15 protein-coding genes and 1 pseudogene are annotated in these 13,931 nt (G+C 73.4%); 9 read left to right on the forward strand and 7 right to left on the reverse strand.

The window, feature by feature from the left end; translation table 11 throughout:
• Positions 1 to 105 precede the first annotated feature (105 nt).
• Entirely contained in the window at positions 106 to 666 is a 561-nt protein-coding gene (locus tag IF37_RS0136040; RefSeq protein WP_030753019.1) for a heme-binding protein, read from the reverse strand.
• Between the two features lie 316 nt (positions 667 to 982).
• Between IF37_RS0136040 and IF37_RS0136045 the strand changes: the two genes are divergently transcribed.
• The 4 genes from IF37_RS0136045 to IF37_RS0136060 all read left to right on the forward strand — a co-directional run bounded on the left by IF37_RS0136045 (position 983) and on the right by IF37_RS0136060 (position 3,860).
• Positions 983 to 1,582 carry a carbonic anhydrase gene (locus IF37_RS0136045; RefSeq protein WP_030753022.1) on the forward strand — a complete coding sequence of 200 codons (600 nt, stop codon included), beginning with the start codon at positions 983 to 985 and terminating at the stop codon, positions 1,580 to 1,582.
• A gap of 82 nt (positions 1,583 to 1,664) precedes the next feature.
• The gene (cynS, locus tag IF37_RS0136050; protein ID WP_030753025.1) at positions 1,665 to 2,135 is read left to right on the forward strand and encodes a cyanase; all 471 of its coding nucleotides are present in this window, start codon (positions 1,665 to 1,667) and stop codon (positions 2,133 to 2,135) included.
• Positions 2,136 to 2,196: 61 nt separating this feature from the next.
• On the forward strand, positions 2,197 to 3,102 hold the full coding sequence (gene cynR / locus IF37_RS0136055) for a transcriptional regulator CynR (protein ID WP_030753028.1): 906 nt from the start codon (positions 2,197 to 2,199) through the stop codon (positions 3,100 to 3,102).
• A gap of 107 nt (positions 3,103 to 3,209) precedes the next feature.
• Complete coding sequence (locus IF37_RS0136060) at positions 3,210 to 3,860, forward strand: CatB-related O-acetyltransferase (RefSeq protein WP_030753031.1); 651 nt, start codon at positions 3,210 to 3,212, stop codon at positions 3,858 to 3,860.
• Between the two features lie 212 nt (positions 3,861 to 4,072).
• Here the strand turns inward: IF37_RS0136060 and IF37_RS0136065 are convergent, their stop codons facing one another.
• Positions 4,073 to 4,801 carry a trypsin-like serine protease gene (locus tag IF37_RS0136065; RefSeq protein WP_030753035.1) on the reverse strand — a complete coding sequence of 243 codons (729 nt, stop codon included), beginning with the start codon at positions 4,799 to 4,801 and terminating at the stop codon, positions 4,073 to 4,075.
• 316 nt (positions 4,802 to 5,117) lie between these two features.
• Between IF37_RS0136065 and IF37_RS0136070 the strand changes: the two genes are divergently transcribed.
• The 3 genes from IF37_RS0136070 to IF37_RS0136080 are packed head-to-tail and all read left to right on the forward strand — an operon-like array spanning position 5,118 to position 7,089.
• Positions 5,118 to 5,795, forward strand: a complete 678-nt coding sequence (locus IF37_RS0136070; RefSeq protein WP_030753038.1) for a DedA family protein — start codon at positions 5,118 to 5,120, stop codon at positions 5,793 to 5,795.
• Entirely contained in the window at positions 5,792 to 6,400 is a 609-nt protein-coding gene (locus IF37_RS0136075; protein ID WP_030753041.1) for a phosphatase PAP2 family protein, read from the forward strand. The genes IF37_RS0136070 and IF37_RS0136075 overlap by 4 nt, the downstream gene beginning before the upstream one ends.
• Positions 6,397 to 7,089, forward strand: a complete 693-nt coding sequence (locus IF37_RS0136080; RefSeq protein WP_030753044.1) for a phosphatase PAP2 family protein — start codon at positions 6,397 to 6,399, stop codon at positions 7,087 to 7,089. Before IF37_RS0136075 ends, IF37_RS0136080 begins: the two co-directional genes overlap by 4 nt.
• Positions 7,090 to 7,296: 207 nt before the next feature.
• Here IF37_RS0136080 and IF37_RS0136085 read toward each other — a convergent pair whose 3' ends face one another.
• Positions 7,297 to 7,467, reverse strand: a complete 171-nt coding sequence (locus IF37_RS0136085; RefSeq protein ID WP_030753047.1) for a hypothetical protein — start codon at positions 7,465 to 7,467, stop codon at positions 7,297 to 7,299.
• A gap of 420 nt (positions 7,468 to 7,887) precedes the next feature.
• On the opposite strand from IF37_RS0136085, the gene IF37_RS0136090 reads away from it, so the two are divergent.
• Positions 7,888 to 8,199, forward strand: coding sequence for a hypothetical protein (locus IF37_RS0136090; RefSeq protein WP_052845562.1), 312 nt, complete (start codon positions 7,888 to 7,890; stop codon positions 8,197 to 8,199).
• A gap of 35 nt (positions 8,200 to 8,234) precedes the next feature.
• On the opposite strand, the gene IF37_RS0136095 is transcribed toward IF37_RS0136090, so the two are convergent.
• From IF37_RS0136095 to IF37_RS0136105, 3 genes are read right to left on the reverse strand one after another with little or no spacing between them, the layout of a single operon-like run.
• The gene (locus IF37_RS0136095; RefSeq protein WP_030753052.1) at positions 8,235 to 9,767 is read right to left on the reverse strand and encodes a hypothetical protein; all 1,533 of its coding nucleotides are present in this window, start codon (positions 9,765 to 9,767) and stop codon (positions 8,235 to 8,237) included.
• Positions 9,768 to 9,808: 41 nt separating this feature from the next.
• Positions 9,809 to 10,429: a hypothetical protein gene (locus IF37_RS0136100; RefSeq protein WP_030753054.1), complete on the reverse strand. Its 621-nt coding sequence runs from the start codon at positions 10,427 to 10,429 to the stop codon at positions 9,809 to 9,811.
• Positions 10,426 to 12,711, reverse strand: coding sequence for a hypothetical protein (locus tag IF37_RS0136105; RefSeq protein ID WP_030753055.1), 2,286 nt, complete (start codon positions 12,709 to 12,711; stop codon positions 10,426 to 10,428). The genes IF37_RS0136100 and IF37_RS0136105 overlap by 4 nt, the downstream gene beginning before the upstream one ends.
• A 425-nt stretch (positions 12,712 to 13,136) precedes the next feature.
• On the opposite strand from IF37_RS0136105, the gene IF37_RS0136110 reads away from it, so the two are divergent.
• The gene (locus IF37_RS0136110) at positions 13,137 to 13,532 is read left to right on the forward strand and encodes a peptidase inhibitor family I36 protein (RefSeq protein WP_030753057.1); all 396 of its coding nucleotides are present in this window, start codon (positions 13,137 to 13,139) and stop codon (positions 13,530 to 13,532) included.
• Between the two features lie 199 nt (positions 13,533 to 13,731).
• On the opposite strand, the pseudogene IF37_RS45350 reads toward IF37_RS0136110, so the two are convergent.
• Positions 13,732 to 13,931 (reverse strand): annotated as a pseudogene (locus IF37_RS45350) (hypothetical protein); the annotation flags it as partial.

A 13,931-nucleotide genomic window follows, 5' to 3' on the forward strand; every position in this document is an offset into this window, starting at 1 on the left:
GCCCGGCGCGGCTCCGGCCGGGGCGCCGGCCCGCGGCGCGGTCAGCCGCGCCGCGGGCCGTCCTCCGGCGAGGTGACGGCGGGCGGAGCGGGAACGGCTCGCGGGTCAGCGGCCGTTGCTGATGGCCGCGACGCCGGCGCGGGCGAACTGCTCGTCCAGGTCGCCGGAGGGGGCCCCCGCGACACCGACGGCCGCGACGGGCGCCTCGTGGTACGCCACCGGGGCGCCGCCGGCGAGGAAGAGCGTGCCCGGGATGTCCTTCAGGTTCGGGGTGTTCTCAAGGCGCTTGGCCAGCTCGGAGGTGGGCGCGTTCCAGGAGACGGCGGTGTACGCCTTCTTGATCGCGGACTCGTAGGACTGCGGGCCGGCGCCGTCGCCGCGCAGGGTGACGATGGTGTTGCCGTTGCGGTCCACGACCGCGACGGTCACCCGCTGGCCCGCCTTCTCCGCGGCGTCGAGCGCGGCCCGCGCGGCGTCGGTGGCGGCGTCGACGGTCAGGTGGGTGCTGGTCGTGGTGGTCTTCCCCTTCAGCGCGGCCGGGACGACGGCCGGGGTGTCCGCGGAGGCGGAGACCGCTCCGACGACGCCGGTGCCGAGGGCGGCGAGGACCGCGGCCGAGGTGACGACCTTGGCACGGGTGGAGAACTTCTTGGCCTTGTGCTGCATGGCGGGCGACTCCTGTCGTGTCACGTCGAGACGCGCTGCCTCGTCGTGCCTCCAGCCTTCCGGCTCGAAGGCCGCCCGCCCGTCGGCGTTCCGGCTGCTCGCCGAGGGCCGGACGGCTGAGGGCGGGGTCATCCGTTCGGATGACCCCGCCGCGTGGACGACCCCTGCCTCGGAAGGTCGGACCCGGTGAACGCTGTCATTGATGAGACCAATGGGGGACATCGCTGTTGGGTCTTGGACCCTATAGGTCCCCGTCACGCATGGTGGTTCGTGCCGACCCCGACAGGCCGGCAGTACCCACCGAAGGGAGTGCCCCATGCGCGACCTCGCCGAGGGCGTCCGCCGTTTCCAGCGGGACGTCCGTCCGTACAAGGCGGATCTGTTCGCCCGGCTGGCCGATACCCATGCCCCGCACACGTTGTTCATCGGCTGCTCCGACGCCCGTGTCGTCCCGGAACTGATCACGGACAGCGAGCCGGGCGAGCTGTTCGTGATCCGGACGGCCGGGAACATCGTCCCGGCCCACGGCCCGCACGCCGAGGGGGTGGCCGCGAGCGTCGAGTACGCGGTCGCGGTGCTGGGGGTCGCGGACATCGTCGTGTGCGGGCACTCGGCCTGCGGCGCCATGACCGCGCTGGCCGAGGGCCACGACCTGGGCGCGGTGCCCGCGGTCGCCCGGTGGCTGCGGCACGCCGACACGTCCCGGGCCGGTACCGGCACGCCGGTGGACGTACCGGGCCTGGTGCGCGCGAACGTGCGGGCCCAGCTGACGGAACTGGCCGCGCACCCGTCCGTGGCCCGGGCCCTGGCCGAAGGGTCCGTCCGGCTGCACGGCTGGGTCTTCGACATCGCCACCGGCGCCGTCGAGGTCCTCGACACGAGCGGCCGCGGCGGCGAGACCGAGAACGCCGCCTGACACCCACAAGAGCATCCCCCCTCCCCCTGTTTCCCCCATCCCCCCACTTCCGCCATCCCTCACTCCTCGAAGGAGAAATCACATGACGCACGCCCAGTTCGATCCGGCCGCACGTCAGGCCGTGGCCGTCGCCGCGGTCGAGGCCAAGGTCCGCAAGGACCTCACCTGGCAGCAGATCGCCGATGCCGCCGGCCTGTCTGTGGCGTTCACCACCGCCGCCGTCCTCGGTCAGCAGGCCCTGCCGGAGGAGGCCGCCCGCGCGGTCGGCGAGCTGCTGGGCCTGGACGAGGACGCGGTGCTGCTGCTGGGCACGATCCCCACCCGCGGTTCCATCCCCGGCGGCATCCCGACCGACCCGACCATCTACCGCTTCTACGAGATGCTCCAGGTCTACGGCACCACGCTGAAGGCCCTGGTGCACGAGCAGTTCGGCGACGGCATCATCTCCGCGATCAACTTCAAGCTGGACGTGAAGAAGGTCGCCGACCCCGAGGGCGGCGAGCGTGCCGTGATCACGCTGGACGGCAAGTACCTGCCGCTCAAGCCCTTCTGAGACCCCTCACCGGCCCCCGCCGCGTCCTGAGGCACCGGCGGACCGCCGGTACCTTTGCGGGGTGTCCGTGGAACTGCGTCACCTGCGTTACCTGCTCGCCGTCGCCGACCAGGGCAGCTTCACCCGGGCGGCGGAGGAGTTGTACATCTCCCAGCCGACCCTGTCCCAGCAGGTCAAACAGCTGGAACGGACGCTCGGGGTGCAGTTGCTGGACCGGACCGGGCGCAGCGTACGCCTCACCGACGCCGGTGAGGCGTACGTCCGGCACGCCCGGCGGGCGCTGCGCGACCTGGCCGCCGCGGAGCGCGCCCTCCACGACCTCCAGGACCTCTCCCGCGGCCACCTGAGGCTCGCGGTCACCCCCTCTTTCACCGCCTATCTCGTCGGCCCCCTCGCGGCGGAGTTGCACGACCGGCACCCGGGCATCACCCTCACCATCCGGGAGACCACCCAGGACGACATCGAATCCGGCCTGCTCGTCGACGACTTCGACCTCGGGATCGCCTTCGCCGGAGCGCACCAGCTGGGCGTCGAGGCGACCGGCCTGTACACCGAGACCCTCAGCCTCGTCGTCCGCGCCGACCACGACGGGCCGCGCAGTGCCCCGCCGTTGGACCTCCAGGGCCTGTCCGACACGGAGTTCGTCCTGCTCAGCGGCGACTTCGCCACCCGCGGGCACATCGACGCCTATTTCGCCGAGCACCGGGTCACGCCCCGCATCGCCATGGAGGCCAACTCCATCCAGGGCCTGATCGAGATCGTCCAGCGCACCCCGCTCGCCACCGTCCTGCCGGACGCCGTCACCCACGACCACCCACGGCTGCGCCCGGTGCCGCTGCGGCCGGCCCTGCCGGCGCGCGGGGTCACCCTGCTGGGACGGGCCCACGCCTACCGGAGCGCGGCCGTGCGGGCCTTCACCCGGCTCGTCGACGACGTGGTGGAAGCCCGCGGCTACCGTCGTGGGTGAACGGTCCCAGCGCGTTCGTACCGGTGGTAAACCGGTGTCCCCGGACGGTGCGGTGCGGTGATCATGGCACTGGAAACGGACCCGCCACCGACGAGGAGACGCCTCCCATGCCTGTGCCCGCCGACCCCACGGTCCTCCACCCGATGCCCGGCCAGCCGCGGGTGGTCCTGCTCCGGCCGCTGGTGAAGTCCCCGCTGATCGAGGTCGGGGAGTACTCCTACTACGACGACCCGGACGATGCGACCGCGTTCGAAACGCGCAACGTGCTCTACCACTACGGGCCGGAGAAGCTGGTCATCGGCAGGTTCTGCGCGCTGGGCACGGGCGTGCGGTTCATCATGAACGGCGCCAACCACCGGATGGACGGCCCCTCGACCTTCCCCTTCCCCACCATGGGCGGTTCCTGGTCCGAACACTTCGACCTGCTCACCGGCCTGCCGAACCGGGGGGACACCGTCGTCGGGAACGACGTCTGGTTCGGCCATGGCACGACGGTCATGCCCGGCGTGCGGATCGGACACGGCGCGATCATCGGCGCCGGTTCCGTGGTCACCGGTGACGTGCCCGACTACGGCATCGTCGGCGGCAACCCGGCCCGTCTCATCCGCACCCGCTACAGCGAGGAGGACGTCGCCCGGTTGCTGGCCGTGGCCTGGTGGGACTGGCCCGCGGAGCACATCACCGAGCACGTGCGCACCATCATGTCGGGCGGCATCGCCGACCTGGAGGCCGTCGCCCCGGACACCGCGCACGGCTGACGCGCCCTCGTCACCGTGACGGACTTCTAGCCGGACGGGTCACGGCCTGATGCGCGGCCCCGGTCGCGGCCCGGGCGGGGCGGGCCGGCCGGACGGGCGCGCGGTCACCGTCGGCGCAGGCCGGCCAGGACCGCCCGGTGCGACCGGGGCCGGTGGGCGAGAGACCGCTCGCCTCCCGTGCCGGGGGCCGTCCCCCGGCACGGGCGCGGTGTTCAGTGGCCCCCGGTACGGACGACCCACCTGATCCAGGAGCGCAGCCGCGCGACGTTGCCGAACGAGGCGACGTCCGTCCGGTCCGACGCGGACAGGACGCCGACGAGCACCTCACGGCCCGTCTTGTCGAACGCCGTGGCCGGCCCTCCCGAGTCGCCGCCCGCCGGAAGGCCGGTGCCGCGCTGGACGCAGAAGTCCCCGGTCCCCACGAGCAGATCGCAGCGCGGGTCCGAGTGCGGCACGATCTTCACCTGGGCCTGCTTGAGCAGGTTCGACTGGCAGGAGGTCTCGCTCTTCGGCGGGGCGCAGGTGGCTCCCCAGCCGTAGGACCGGACGTCGTGCCCCACCTTCACGTCGTCGCCGGTGCCCAGCGCGATCGGCTGGACCTTCAGGCGGGGGACCCGTACGAGGGCCACGTCGGCCGAGGGCGCGAACACGGTGGCGTTCTCGACGCGGTGCACGACGGTCCCGTGCCGCTGGTCGAGGCTGCCGACGCGGAAGGTGACGTCCCAGTTGTCGTACCGGACGCAGTGGCCGGCGGTGATGATCCACTCCGGGGCGACGACCGTGCCCGTGCAGGAGGGTTCGCCGTCCGTGTAGACGCGCACCGCCCACGGGCCGTGCTTGCTGACCGTGCCTCCCTGGATGGCGGAGGCCGGTTGCGCCGTCGCCAGGAAGAGGAGGAGGAAGGTGAATACCGCGCCGCCCAGGCGCAGTCTGCTCGACATGAGTGTTCCCTGAGATATGTGTGCCGAGTCGGGCGACGACGCCGTACGGCACCCTCGCCCGTTGCCCGTCGCGGGCACCGGGCAAGAGGGACGGAGCGTCCGAGCGGTTCCGCGGCCACGCGATCCGTGCACTTTCGGGAACAGTCTTCGGGCCGGGGGCTCGCCGGCGCCCCGGATCCACGATCGTCTACAGTGCCGTAGACCGTCTACGGTACTGTAGACGGTCTACCGAATCGTAGACGGCCGCAGGCCGCGTATGCCGCGTGTGCCGGGTGTCGTGGGGGTCCGGCCGTCCGCCCGGGAAGGACTCCTGCCGATGACCACACCCGTGGTTCTGTCGTCGCAACTGGCGGTGAACCCGCTCGACGCGCAATCACTCCTGGCCGCCTTCGGTGTGCTGGGAGTGGGCGCGGTGATGTTCGCCGAGACGGGGCTGCTGATCGGCTTCTTCCTGCCGGGCGACTCCCTGCTGTTCACGGCGGGCCTGCTGTGCACCGGCACGGGGCAGCACGGCGTACGGCTGTCCCTGGGACCGCTGCTGGCCGCCGCGGTGTTCGGCGCGCTGGCCGGCGCCCAGTGCGGCTATCTGATCGGGCGCCGGGCGGGCCGTACCCTGCTGGCCCGCGGCCGCTCGACGCGGCTGCGCGAGGGGGCGCGGAGGGCCGAGGAACTGCTCGAGCGCTACGGGCACGCCAAGGCGATCGTCCTGGCGAGGTTCGTGCCCGTGGTGCGGACCGTGCTCAATCCGCTCGCGGGGGCACTGGAGGTGCCGGTACGGACGTTCACCGTGTGGCAGATGACCGGCGGCCTCGTGTGGAGCGCCGGCCTGGTCCTCGCGGGTTACGCGCTGGGCTCCTCGATCCCGGACGTGGACCGCTATCTGCTGCCGCTGGTCGCGGTGATCGTCGTGCTGTCGTCGCTCCCGGTGGCCGCCGAGCTGTACCGCGGCCGCAAGCGCGCCGCGAAGGCCGGCAAGAAGGAGGTCCGCGGATGATGCTCGCGTTCGACGGGGCGTCGGTCGACGGCTCCGCCTACCGGAGCGTGACCGACCTCGCGCAGCGCTCGCCCGGCTGGCTGGACAGCGCGGTGACGGTGTGGTCGGCCTACGGGCTCGCGGTGTTCGCGCTTCTCATGGCCGTCGGCTGGTGGCGGGCCCGGCGCGCGGGAGCGGCGGCGGCGGTGACCGCCCTCGCCGTTCCGGTGGTCGTGGTCCTGGCCTACGGCGTCAACGCCGTGCTGAAGTCGGTTGTGCGCGAGGACCGGCCGTGCCGGAGCCTGTCGGTGAAGATCCTTGAGGCGTGTCCGGCGCCCGGCGACTGGTCGTTCCCCAGCAACCACGCGGCGATCGCCGCGGCCGCCGCCGTGGCGCTGTGCTTCGTCTCCCGGCGGCTGGGCGCGGTCGCCTGCGTGGCGGCGGTCGCCATGGCGGCCTCCCGGGTCTGGATCGGCGTGCACTACCCGCACGACGTCGTGACCGGGCTGGTGGTGGGCGGGCTGGTCGCGTTCGCCGCGATGCTCGTGATCCGGCGCGCGGCCCCGGCGCTGGCCCGGCGCCTGACGGCGGCGGCTCCGCTGCGGCTGCTGCTGTCGGCCTCGTGAACCGCCGCAAGGACGTCTCCGAGCTGGCCGGCAGCACCGCCCTCGGCGCCTGGGCGGCGTTCACCGTGCTGGCCATGGTCGTCGGCGGCCGGGGCGGCGCGCCGCTGTGGCTGGACGACGGTTTTCTCGGCTGGGCGGTCGGTCACCGCCCGGGGGCGGCCGTGGCGGTGGCGCGGGGCGTGACCGACACCGGTACCGGCGTCGTCCCCTACGCGCTCGTGGCCCTGGCCGGAGTCGTCGCGGGACGCGACCCCCGGCAGCGGCTGCCCGCCGTCGCCCTCGGCCTCGCCTGCCTCGGGCTCGGGCAACTGCTCCGGTACGGCGTGATGGAACTGGTCCACCGGCCGCGCCCCCCGTACCTGGGCCGGGTGGCGCACGCGAGCGGCTGGGCATTCCCGTCCGGGCACACCACCACCGCCGCCCTGGCCGCCGGTGTGCTGATCATCGCGCTGACGCTGCGCGCCCCGCGCGGCGGCACGGCCCTGCGGACGGCCGTCGCCGGCTGGGCGGTGCTGGTGGGACTGACCCGCGTCTACCTCGGCGTGCACTGGTTCACCGACGTCGTGGGCGGCTGGCTGTTCGCCGCCGGCTGGCTGGGGACGTGCCTGTGCGCCGCCGCGTACCTGCTGCCCGGCACGGTCCTCAGCCGCCCGACCGCGCCGGCCGGGGAGCCGGCGGAACGGCACTGATCCGCGACGGCGACCGGCCCCGCGGAAATAGGAGGCGCAGGTTCCACTGCTGATTCCGCGAGGCCGGTACGTCGCTCACGTACCCTGCGGTGCGCCCGATAAGCCCCTTCCATCCCGACCGGCTCCGTGCGCGCCCGCACACACGGGTGGGGCCCGGCCGTTTCCGGCCGGGCCCCACCCGTGTGATGACGTCGGTGACGCCGGTGTCTACCAGCGATACCAGCGGCCCTTGCGGCCGCCGCCGCCCGTCGGCCGGACCACGAAGCCCAGCAGCCACACGACGAGCACGATCACCGCGATCCACCACAGCGCCTTGAGGGCGAAGCCCGCGCCGAAGAGGATCAGGGCCAGCAGAAGAACCAGAAGCAGGGGAACCATCGATATCAACCTCCTGGCCACCGAATGCCCTTACTCCATCCACACAAGCCCACACATCACGGGTTATTTTCACGCTGTGCCGGGCATCCGCACACGCCCCCGATGTTCCCGCGGCACGGTCGCGCACACCTCGCAGGACCGGCAGGCACCGTGGCTCGGTCCGGGTCGGCCTGCCACGGGTCCGGGCCGAACACCTCGTACCGGATGTCCTGCGGGCGGACCTCCCGTTCGATCAGCCGGCCACGCCCCGCCCGCACGAACGGCAGCGGGCGGTCACCCGCCGCCACCCGCCCTGCCTCCTCGGCCCGCCGCCGGGCCGGTGGACTCTCGCCCGCATGCCGGGCGTCCGGTCGGGTAGGCGCACGATCCGGAGGAACTGATTCCGGTTCTGTCCGCGGCTACGACTCTGGAGGCACCACCGTGAAGAAGCTGACGCGACGTCTCGCGGTCACCGGCATCCCCGTCGCGATCGCCGGAGGCGCCCTGCTGGCGGGGGGCGGCCCGGCGTCGGCGGCCCCGCACCCGCAAGGGCCGGCGGACGTCCCCGCCCGGGCCACCTCGACGGTCGGCGAGCACGCCGACCGGCACCCCGCGTCCGGCCGGCGGGTCGACCCGTGGGTGCTGGGCCAGGTGGCGACGTTCGATCCGGCCGCCGCCAGGCGGCTCGCGGTCTACGACCCGTGGGTCAAGGACCAGCTCGCGCTGCTCACGCAAGGGGAACACGGGCGCTGAGCCGCGTGGGGCGGCTGGTACGGGCCGGGTGCGGGTCAGGGGGACGGTGCGACCAGGCGAAGGCCCCGCACCAGCGCCGCGTCGACCGCCCGGCCGACGCGCCCCTCGCAGAGGGCGGCGCTGTAACTGCGGTGGCCCGGCAACGGCGCCAGCCGCTCGCGGAGGAAGGGCACCCGCCGGTCCTCGTCCATCGGGGTGACCAGCCCTCGGGCCAGGCGCTCGAAGTCGCCGGTCCAGCAGTCGAGGACGAAGCTCTCGTACGCGCTCAGCCGCATGACCACACAGCCCCAGTCGAGCAGCCCGGGGACCGACCGCCTCAGGAGTTCGGGGTATGCCGTGAAGTGGGCGCGTGGATGCAGGTGGTGGATCAGGTGGTAGTTGTCGTAGAAGGCCCAGTCCGTGCCGAACTCGGGCACCTCGGTGCTGTGCGGCACGCCTTCGGCCCCCGGCGGCTCACGGTGCGGCGGCTCGCGGTCCAGGGCGGCGACGAGGTGTTCCCGCGGCAGCCACAGGATGGTGCTGGCCTTGGGGTGGCGGGGATTGTCCGGGTCGCTCAGGCCGTGCCACACGTACTGGGCCTTCGCGGTGTTCACGGCCCGGTAGAGCGCCGCTCCGACCAGCCAGTAGCCGAGGAGCCGGTCCGCCGCGATCAGGTAGCCGGTGACGGCCCAGAACCCGGTGATCCCCAGCACGAGCAGGACGCGCCGGGAGCCGCGGCAGCGCCGGTGGAACGCCACGGTGCCCGAAGTCAGCAGGATGAGGCAGGTCTTCAGGCCGAACAGGCAGAACTCCAGGATGCGGGTGCGGTCGTAGGGCAGGGGTGAGTGGATGTCGTCGGGTCCGGCGTTCTCCGGGTGGTGGACCACGAGGTGCTCCGTCGCGTAGAACCTCGGCAGCGCGCCGATCACCGGCCCCATGACGCAGTCCGACAGCGCTCGCCAGACCGTCGACAGCCACGGGCGGCCCCGGAGACCGAGCACCTGGCAGTGCATGTCCCAGTGGTAGTACGCCTCGAAGTCGATCCACGCCGGAGCCAGGTACTTGACCAGGAACAGCAGGATCACGACGTCGCTCAGCCACCCGGTGCGCGGGCCGACGACGGCCGCCGTGCCGACGAGCGGCACACAGTAGAGGAACTGCACCCGGGCGAGGTGTTGCAGCCGGCGGTCGGCGAACCGCTCCGGCGGGGCGCCGAGCGGCCGGTAGTCCGCGGGGAGCGACCAGGGTTCGAAAGCGGCGATGTACGCCTCCCGGTGCAGGCAGACGGAGTAGACCTCCGCGAGACCGAGAGCCGTGCCGGCCAGGGCCGCCACCGCCGCCCACCGGAGCACCCCGCCGCCCGGCAGGCCCTCCGCGCCGTGCGGGACGTACGGCGGCAGCAGGGCGCACAGCGGAAGGAGCGGGGCGAGGCGGCCGGTGGTGCGCCAGGGGAGCACCTTCCTGATCAGCGGCGCGTGCCGGCCGTAGGAGAAGCGGTCGTACCGGCCGATGAGTTCGATGAGGATGAGCAGGGGGAACGAGACGAGCACCCCGGCGCAGACCGCCGTGAACCCTGCCGCTTTCTTCACTCCAGGCCCCTCTCCCCCGCCCGCACGCCCCCGGCCCCGCCTCAGTCCGCCCCGGCCGGGCTCCAGTCCGCCCCTTCCGTGCGGACGGCGGCCACCCGGCCGGCCAACAGGTGGGCACCGGCTCCGGTGAACCAGCGCGCCTCCGTCGGGTCCCACCAGCGGGCGCCGATGCGGAGCACCTCGTGGTGCACCACGTCATCGCCGATCCAGGTGTCGTCCGCGTCGGAGGCCGACCAGGTCGCCCGCCAGTGCGGTACGGCGCGGGGGTACGGTTCGATCGCCGCCCGGCCCCGCGCGTAGGCCACCCCGGCCAGCGTGAGGAGTTCGCCCGCGAGGTCCGCGTGTACTCCGCAGTCGCCGGCCCACTCGTCCGGCTCCGCCAGCCGGCACCAGGTCAGCGGCCACCGGGTGGGCGCCCAGCGGACGAGCAGGGGTACGGCCGCCAGCCGGTCGCCGGTGTCGGCCCAGCGCTCGAAACGGCGCAGGACGAGATACCGCGCCTCGGCGCAGCAGAGGTCGCCGTGGTGCGAGATGCGTGACAGCCCGATGGAATCGATGCGCTGCCGGTCCTGGTCGCTCAACGGGCCGCCATTCGGCGGGCGTTCGCTCAGCGGCTGTTCCGGCCGGTGCCGGCGCTCGCCCGTCATGCGCTCGCCCGTCATGCGAGGGCCTCCGCAGCCAGGCCGCGGCCGAAGGGGTAGGCCATGGACAGGTCGTAGGCGCCGCACATGCCGAACGCCAGGAAGTCCCCCTCCGCCAGGGAACGCAGGTCCAGTTCCTCCGCGAGGACGTCGTGCTCCATGCAGGACCGCCCGAGGACGCGTCCCGTTCCCCGGCGCACCGGCTGCCACCGCCCTTCGGTGAACCGGGCGACCGGGTGGGCGCGGTAACGCGCCTCGGGTATGTCCCCGAGGGCCGCGTCCACCACGACCTCCCGGCCGGTGCCCCGGCCCTTGCCGAGCAGGACCCGGGTGACGACGGCCGCCGCCGGCTGGGTCAGCATCTTGCCCGGTTCGAGGACGACCTCGGGCTGTGACGCGCGCAGGCAGTCGGCACCGGCCGCCAGGACGTGGTCGAGCGACGGACGCAGGTCCGGCAGGTCGTCCACGTGCCATCCGCCGCCGAGGTCGACGACCGCCGGCGGCTCACCCAGCCGGGAGGCGAGCGGATCGGCGGAGCCGAGGGCCGCGGTCGCCTCGCGCCGCCACCGGTCCGGTCCCAGCACGCTCTCCGCGTGGTGGAAGTGGATGCCCCACCGGGCACCGAGACGGCCTAGTAACTCGGCGAGCAGGGCGGCGGTTTCCGCCAGGTCGGCGCCGCGCTCGAAGGAGAGCCCGAAGCGGCTGGGCACTCCGGGGGCCGCCACCCGGATGCCGACGATGTCCGCCGTGAGCCGGAACCCCGCGTCCAACGAGCGTATGAGCTGGGCGAGTTCCTCGGCCGAGTCGGCGAAGAAGGCACCGCAGCGGACGCTGGGGCGGGCCGGCCACCACTTCGCCGGACCGTTCAGGATGGCGCGGCCGGGATCGAAGCCGTGGGCGAGCGCGACGTCCAGTTCGTCCAGGGTGATCGCCTCGGCGGCCAGGCCGAGTCCGGCGGCGCGGGACAGCAGCTCGGGGTGCGGGCAGGTCTTGACGCTGTGCGCGAGAGTGGTGCGGGGCAGACCGCTCAGCTCGGCGCGCAGTGCCGCGACCCGCTCGTCGAAGAGGGGCGCCAGTATCCGCCGGGACGGGGTCCGCCACGACTCGGACGGTGTCCCCAGCAGGGACTCGTACCCGGTGAAGGACCCGCTGTTCCCGGTGGTCCGGGCGGGCCGCGGGTGCGTGCGGTCCGCGGGGGCGGCGGCCGGCACCGGCCGGGGTATGGCACTCGGCTCGGACACCAGGTCCCGGCGGCCGAGGGTGCGCATGCCCGACGGGTGCTTGGTGGCCGGGGCGATCCCGTCGCCGGGGCCCCAGGGGTAGGAGGCGATGCCGATCTCGGGGGAGACGGCGATCTCCTCGACCACCCTGGTGAACCCGGCGGTGAGACGGCGCCGTGCGGGCCGGGCCCGCTCCGTGAGCAGGGCGGCCGGCAGGTTGGCGCCGCAGGTGCTCGCGCCGTGAATCCAGGCGGGGAAGCGGGGGTTGACCTCCATCAGCACCAGGTCGCCGTCCCAGGTGCGGATCATCTCGATCTCGCCGCCGCCGTTCCACCCGGCGTCCGCCGCGTACGCGCGCAGCTTCTCCCACAGCGCGTCCGGCAGTTCGGTGACCTCCCCCGACCAGGTCTTGCCCTCCGGGGTGAGGATCGCCTTCGTCATCAGGACGGCGTCGAGGAGCGCGCCGTTGCGGGCGGCGAAGGCGATGCCGCACTCCTGGCCGGGGACATGCGCCTCGAGATGCCAGTCCCCGCCCCACTCGCGCTCGATGAAGCGCCCCGCCGCGAGCACCTCCTGCACACCGCGCACCCGGAAGGCCTCGTAGTGCTGTCCCTTGGCCCAGGCGCCGTGCGGCGCGTGGCGTAGGAAGCCCTCGACCGTGTCCCAGTCCGTGCCGGTGCAGCATTCCGGCAGCCGCAGTCCCAGCGCGTCGGCCACCGCGACCGGCGGTTTCGCCACGGTGTCGAGCGCTCGCTTGTTCGGTGCGAGGACGCGTTCGTGCACACCGAGGTATTCGGCGAGCACCCGGACCTCGAGGTCCAGCGTCGGGACGAGGAAGCTGTCCGGCGCGGCCACCAGGTCCGCCATCTGCTCCGTCCAGGTCTCGGTGTCCATCTCGTCCCAGCCGGGAAGCAGCAGGACGTCGTCGAGGAGCGTCGTGTGCAGTCCCGAACTGGCGGTGGAGTAGTCCAGCCCGATGACCCGGACGCCGGGATCCGCCAGCTTCAGGGAGCGCGCTATCCCCAGTCCCGGTGAGGGGTTGGGCCCGCTGTGCATGCCGCTGACGACAACCGTGGTCTGCATGAATCGTGTCCCCCCAGGACTCATGACCCCATCCGGCACGTTCGCGCGTGGGCGGCGAGCGTGGCGGCGTTCCCCGAGTGTCCTACATCCCACCGCGCTTGTCCCGGGAATCCGGCGGCGCGCACGTCCGTCGCGGGACGCGTACGTCGCGGCGCACGTACGTCGCGGGACGCGTCCGTCGCGGGACGCGTACGTCGCGGAGGGCGGACCCGTCAGGCGCGGAGATGGCGCGCCGCGCGTCGGGCGCTACCCCCGACTCCGCCGGAGGCCCCGGCTCGCGTGGTGGAGAGGAGGTACCGGGTGCCGCCGGGAGTGCCTCGCGCGCCCGTACGCACGCTCTGCCCGCAACCCGTCACGGTGAGTGAAACTAATGGTCGTCCTCCGGGGACATCAACAACGGAACCAGTGGAAAGAGGACGAACCTCATGAACCGTGTCACTCCACTCGCCATCGCCTCGGTCGCCCTGGCGGCGGCCCTCGGCACGGCGGCCCCCGCCGCGACCGCCTCCGCCCCGGCCACTCCCAAGACCAGCGCCGCCGCCGCGGTCTTCCGCTGCGACCCGGGGCACTTCTGCATCTACAGCGACTGGGACGGCGGCGGCACCCGCTGCCAGTGGACGTCGGAGAAGGTCGCGAACACCGCCGACCTGTGTTCCTTCATCCGCAACGGCAAGAACGTGCGGTCCCTGTGGAACGGCACCGGCCACCGCGTTCAGTACTACAAGCAGACCAACTTCAACGCCCGCGTCGGCTCGACGGCCGCCGGCCACGGGGGCAACCTCCAGGGCAGCTACCAGATCCGCTCCTTCAAGAAGCAGTAGCCGAGGTACGACCGTACCCGCCCCGGCCACGACCTCCGGGAGCCGGCGGTCCTCCCGGGCGGTCGTCGGCTACGGCACGATCGGCGGAACGCTCGCCGGCTCGGTCGGCGGAACGCTCGCCGGCTCGGTCGGCGGAGCGCTCGCCGGAGCGGTCGTCGGCCCGCGAGGGCGTTCCGGTGAGCCGCCGGATCGGGGTGGCTCAGCCGGAGCGGGGGCCGCTCCGCCGCCTGGACGTCGCGCCGGCCGCGGACTGGCGGTCGGACGTACGGCCGCCCGCCTTGGCGGCGCCGTTCCCGGTCCCGCCGGTCTTCGCCCGGCGCGCGGAGCCGCCCCCGCCGGTCGCGGAGGTGCCGGTGGACGCCGTCCCCCCGGCCGCGGCCCGGCGCTCGCCGCCCCGGC

This window comes from Streptomyces sp. NRRL S-31 (assembly GCF_000718775.1).
Lineage (GTDB): Bacteria > Actinomycetota > Actinomycetes > Streptomycetales > Streptomycetaceae > Streptomyces.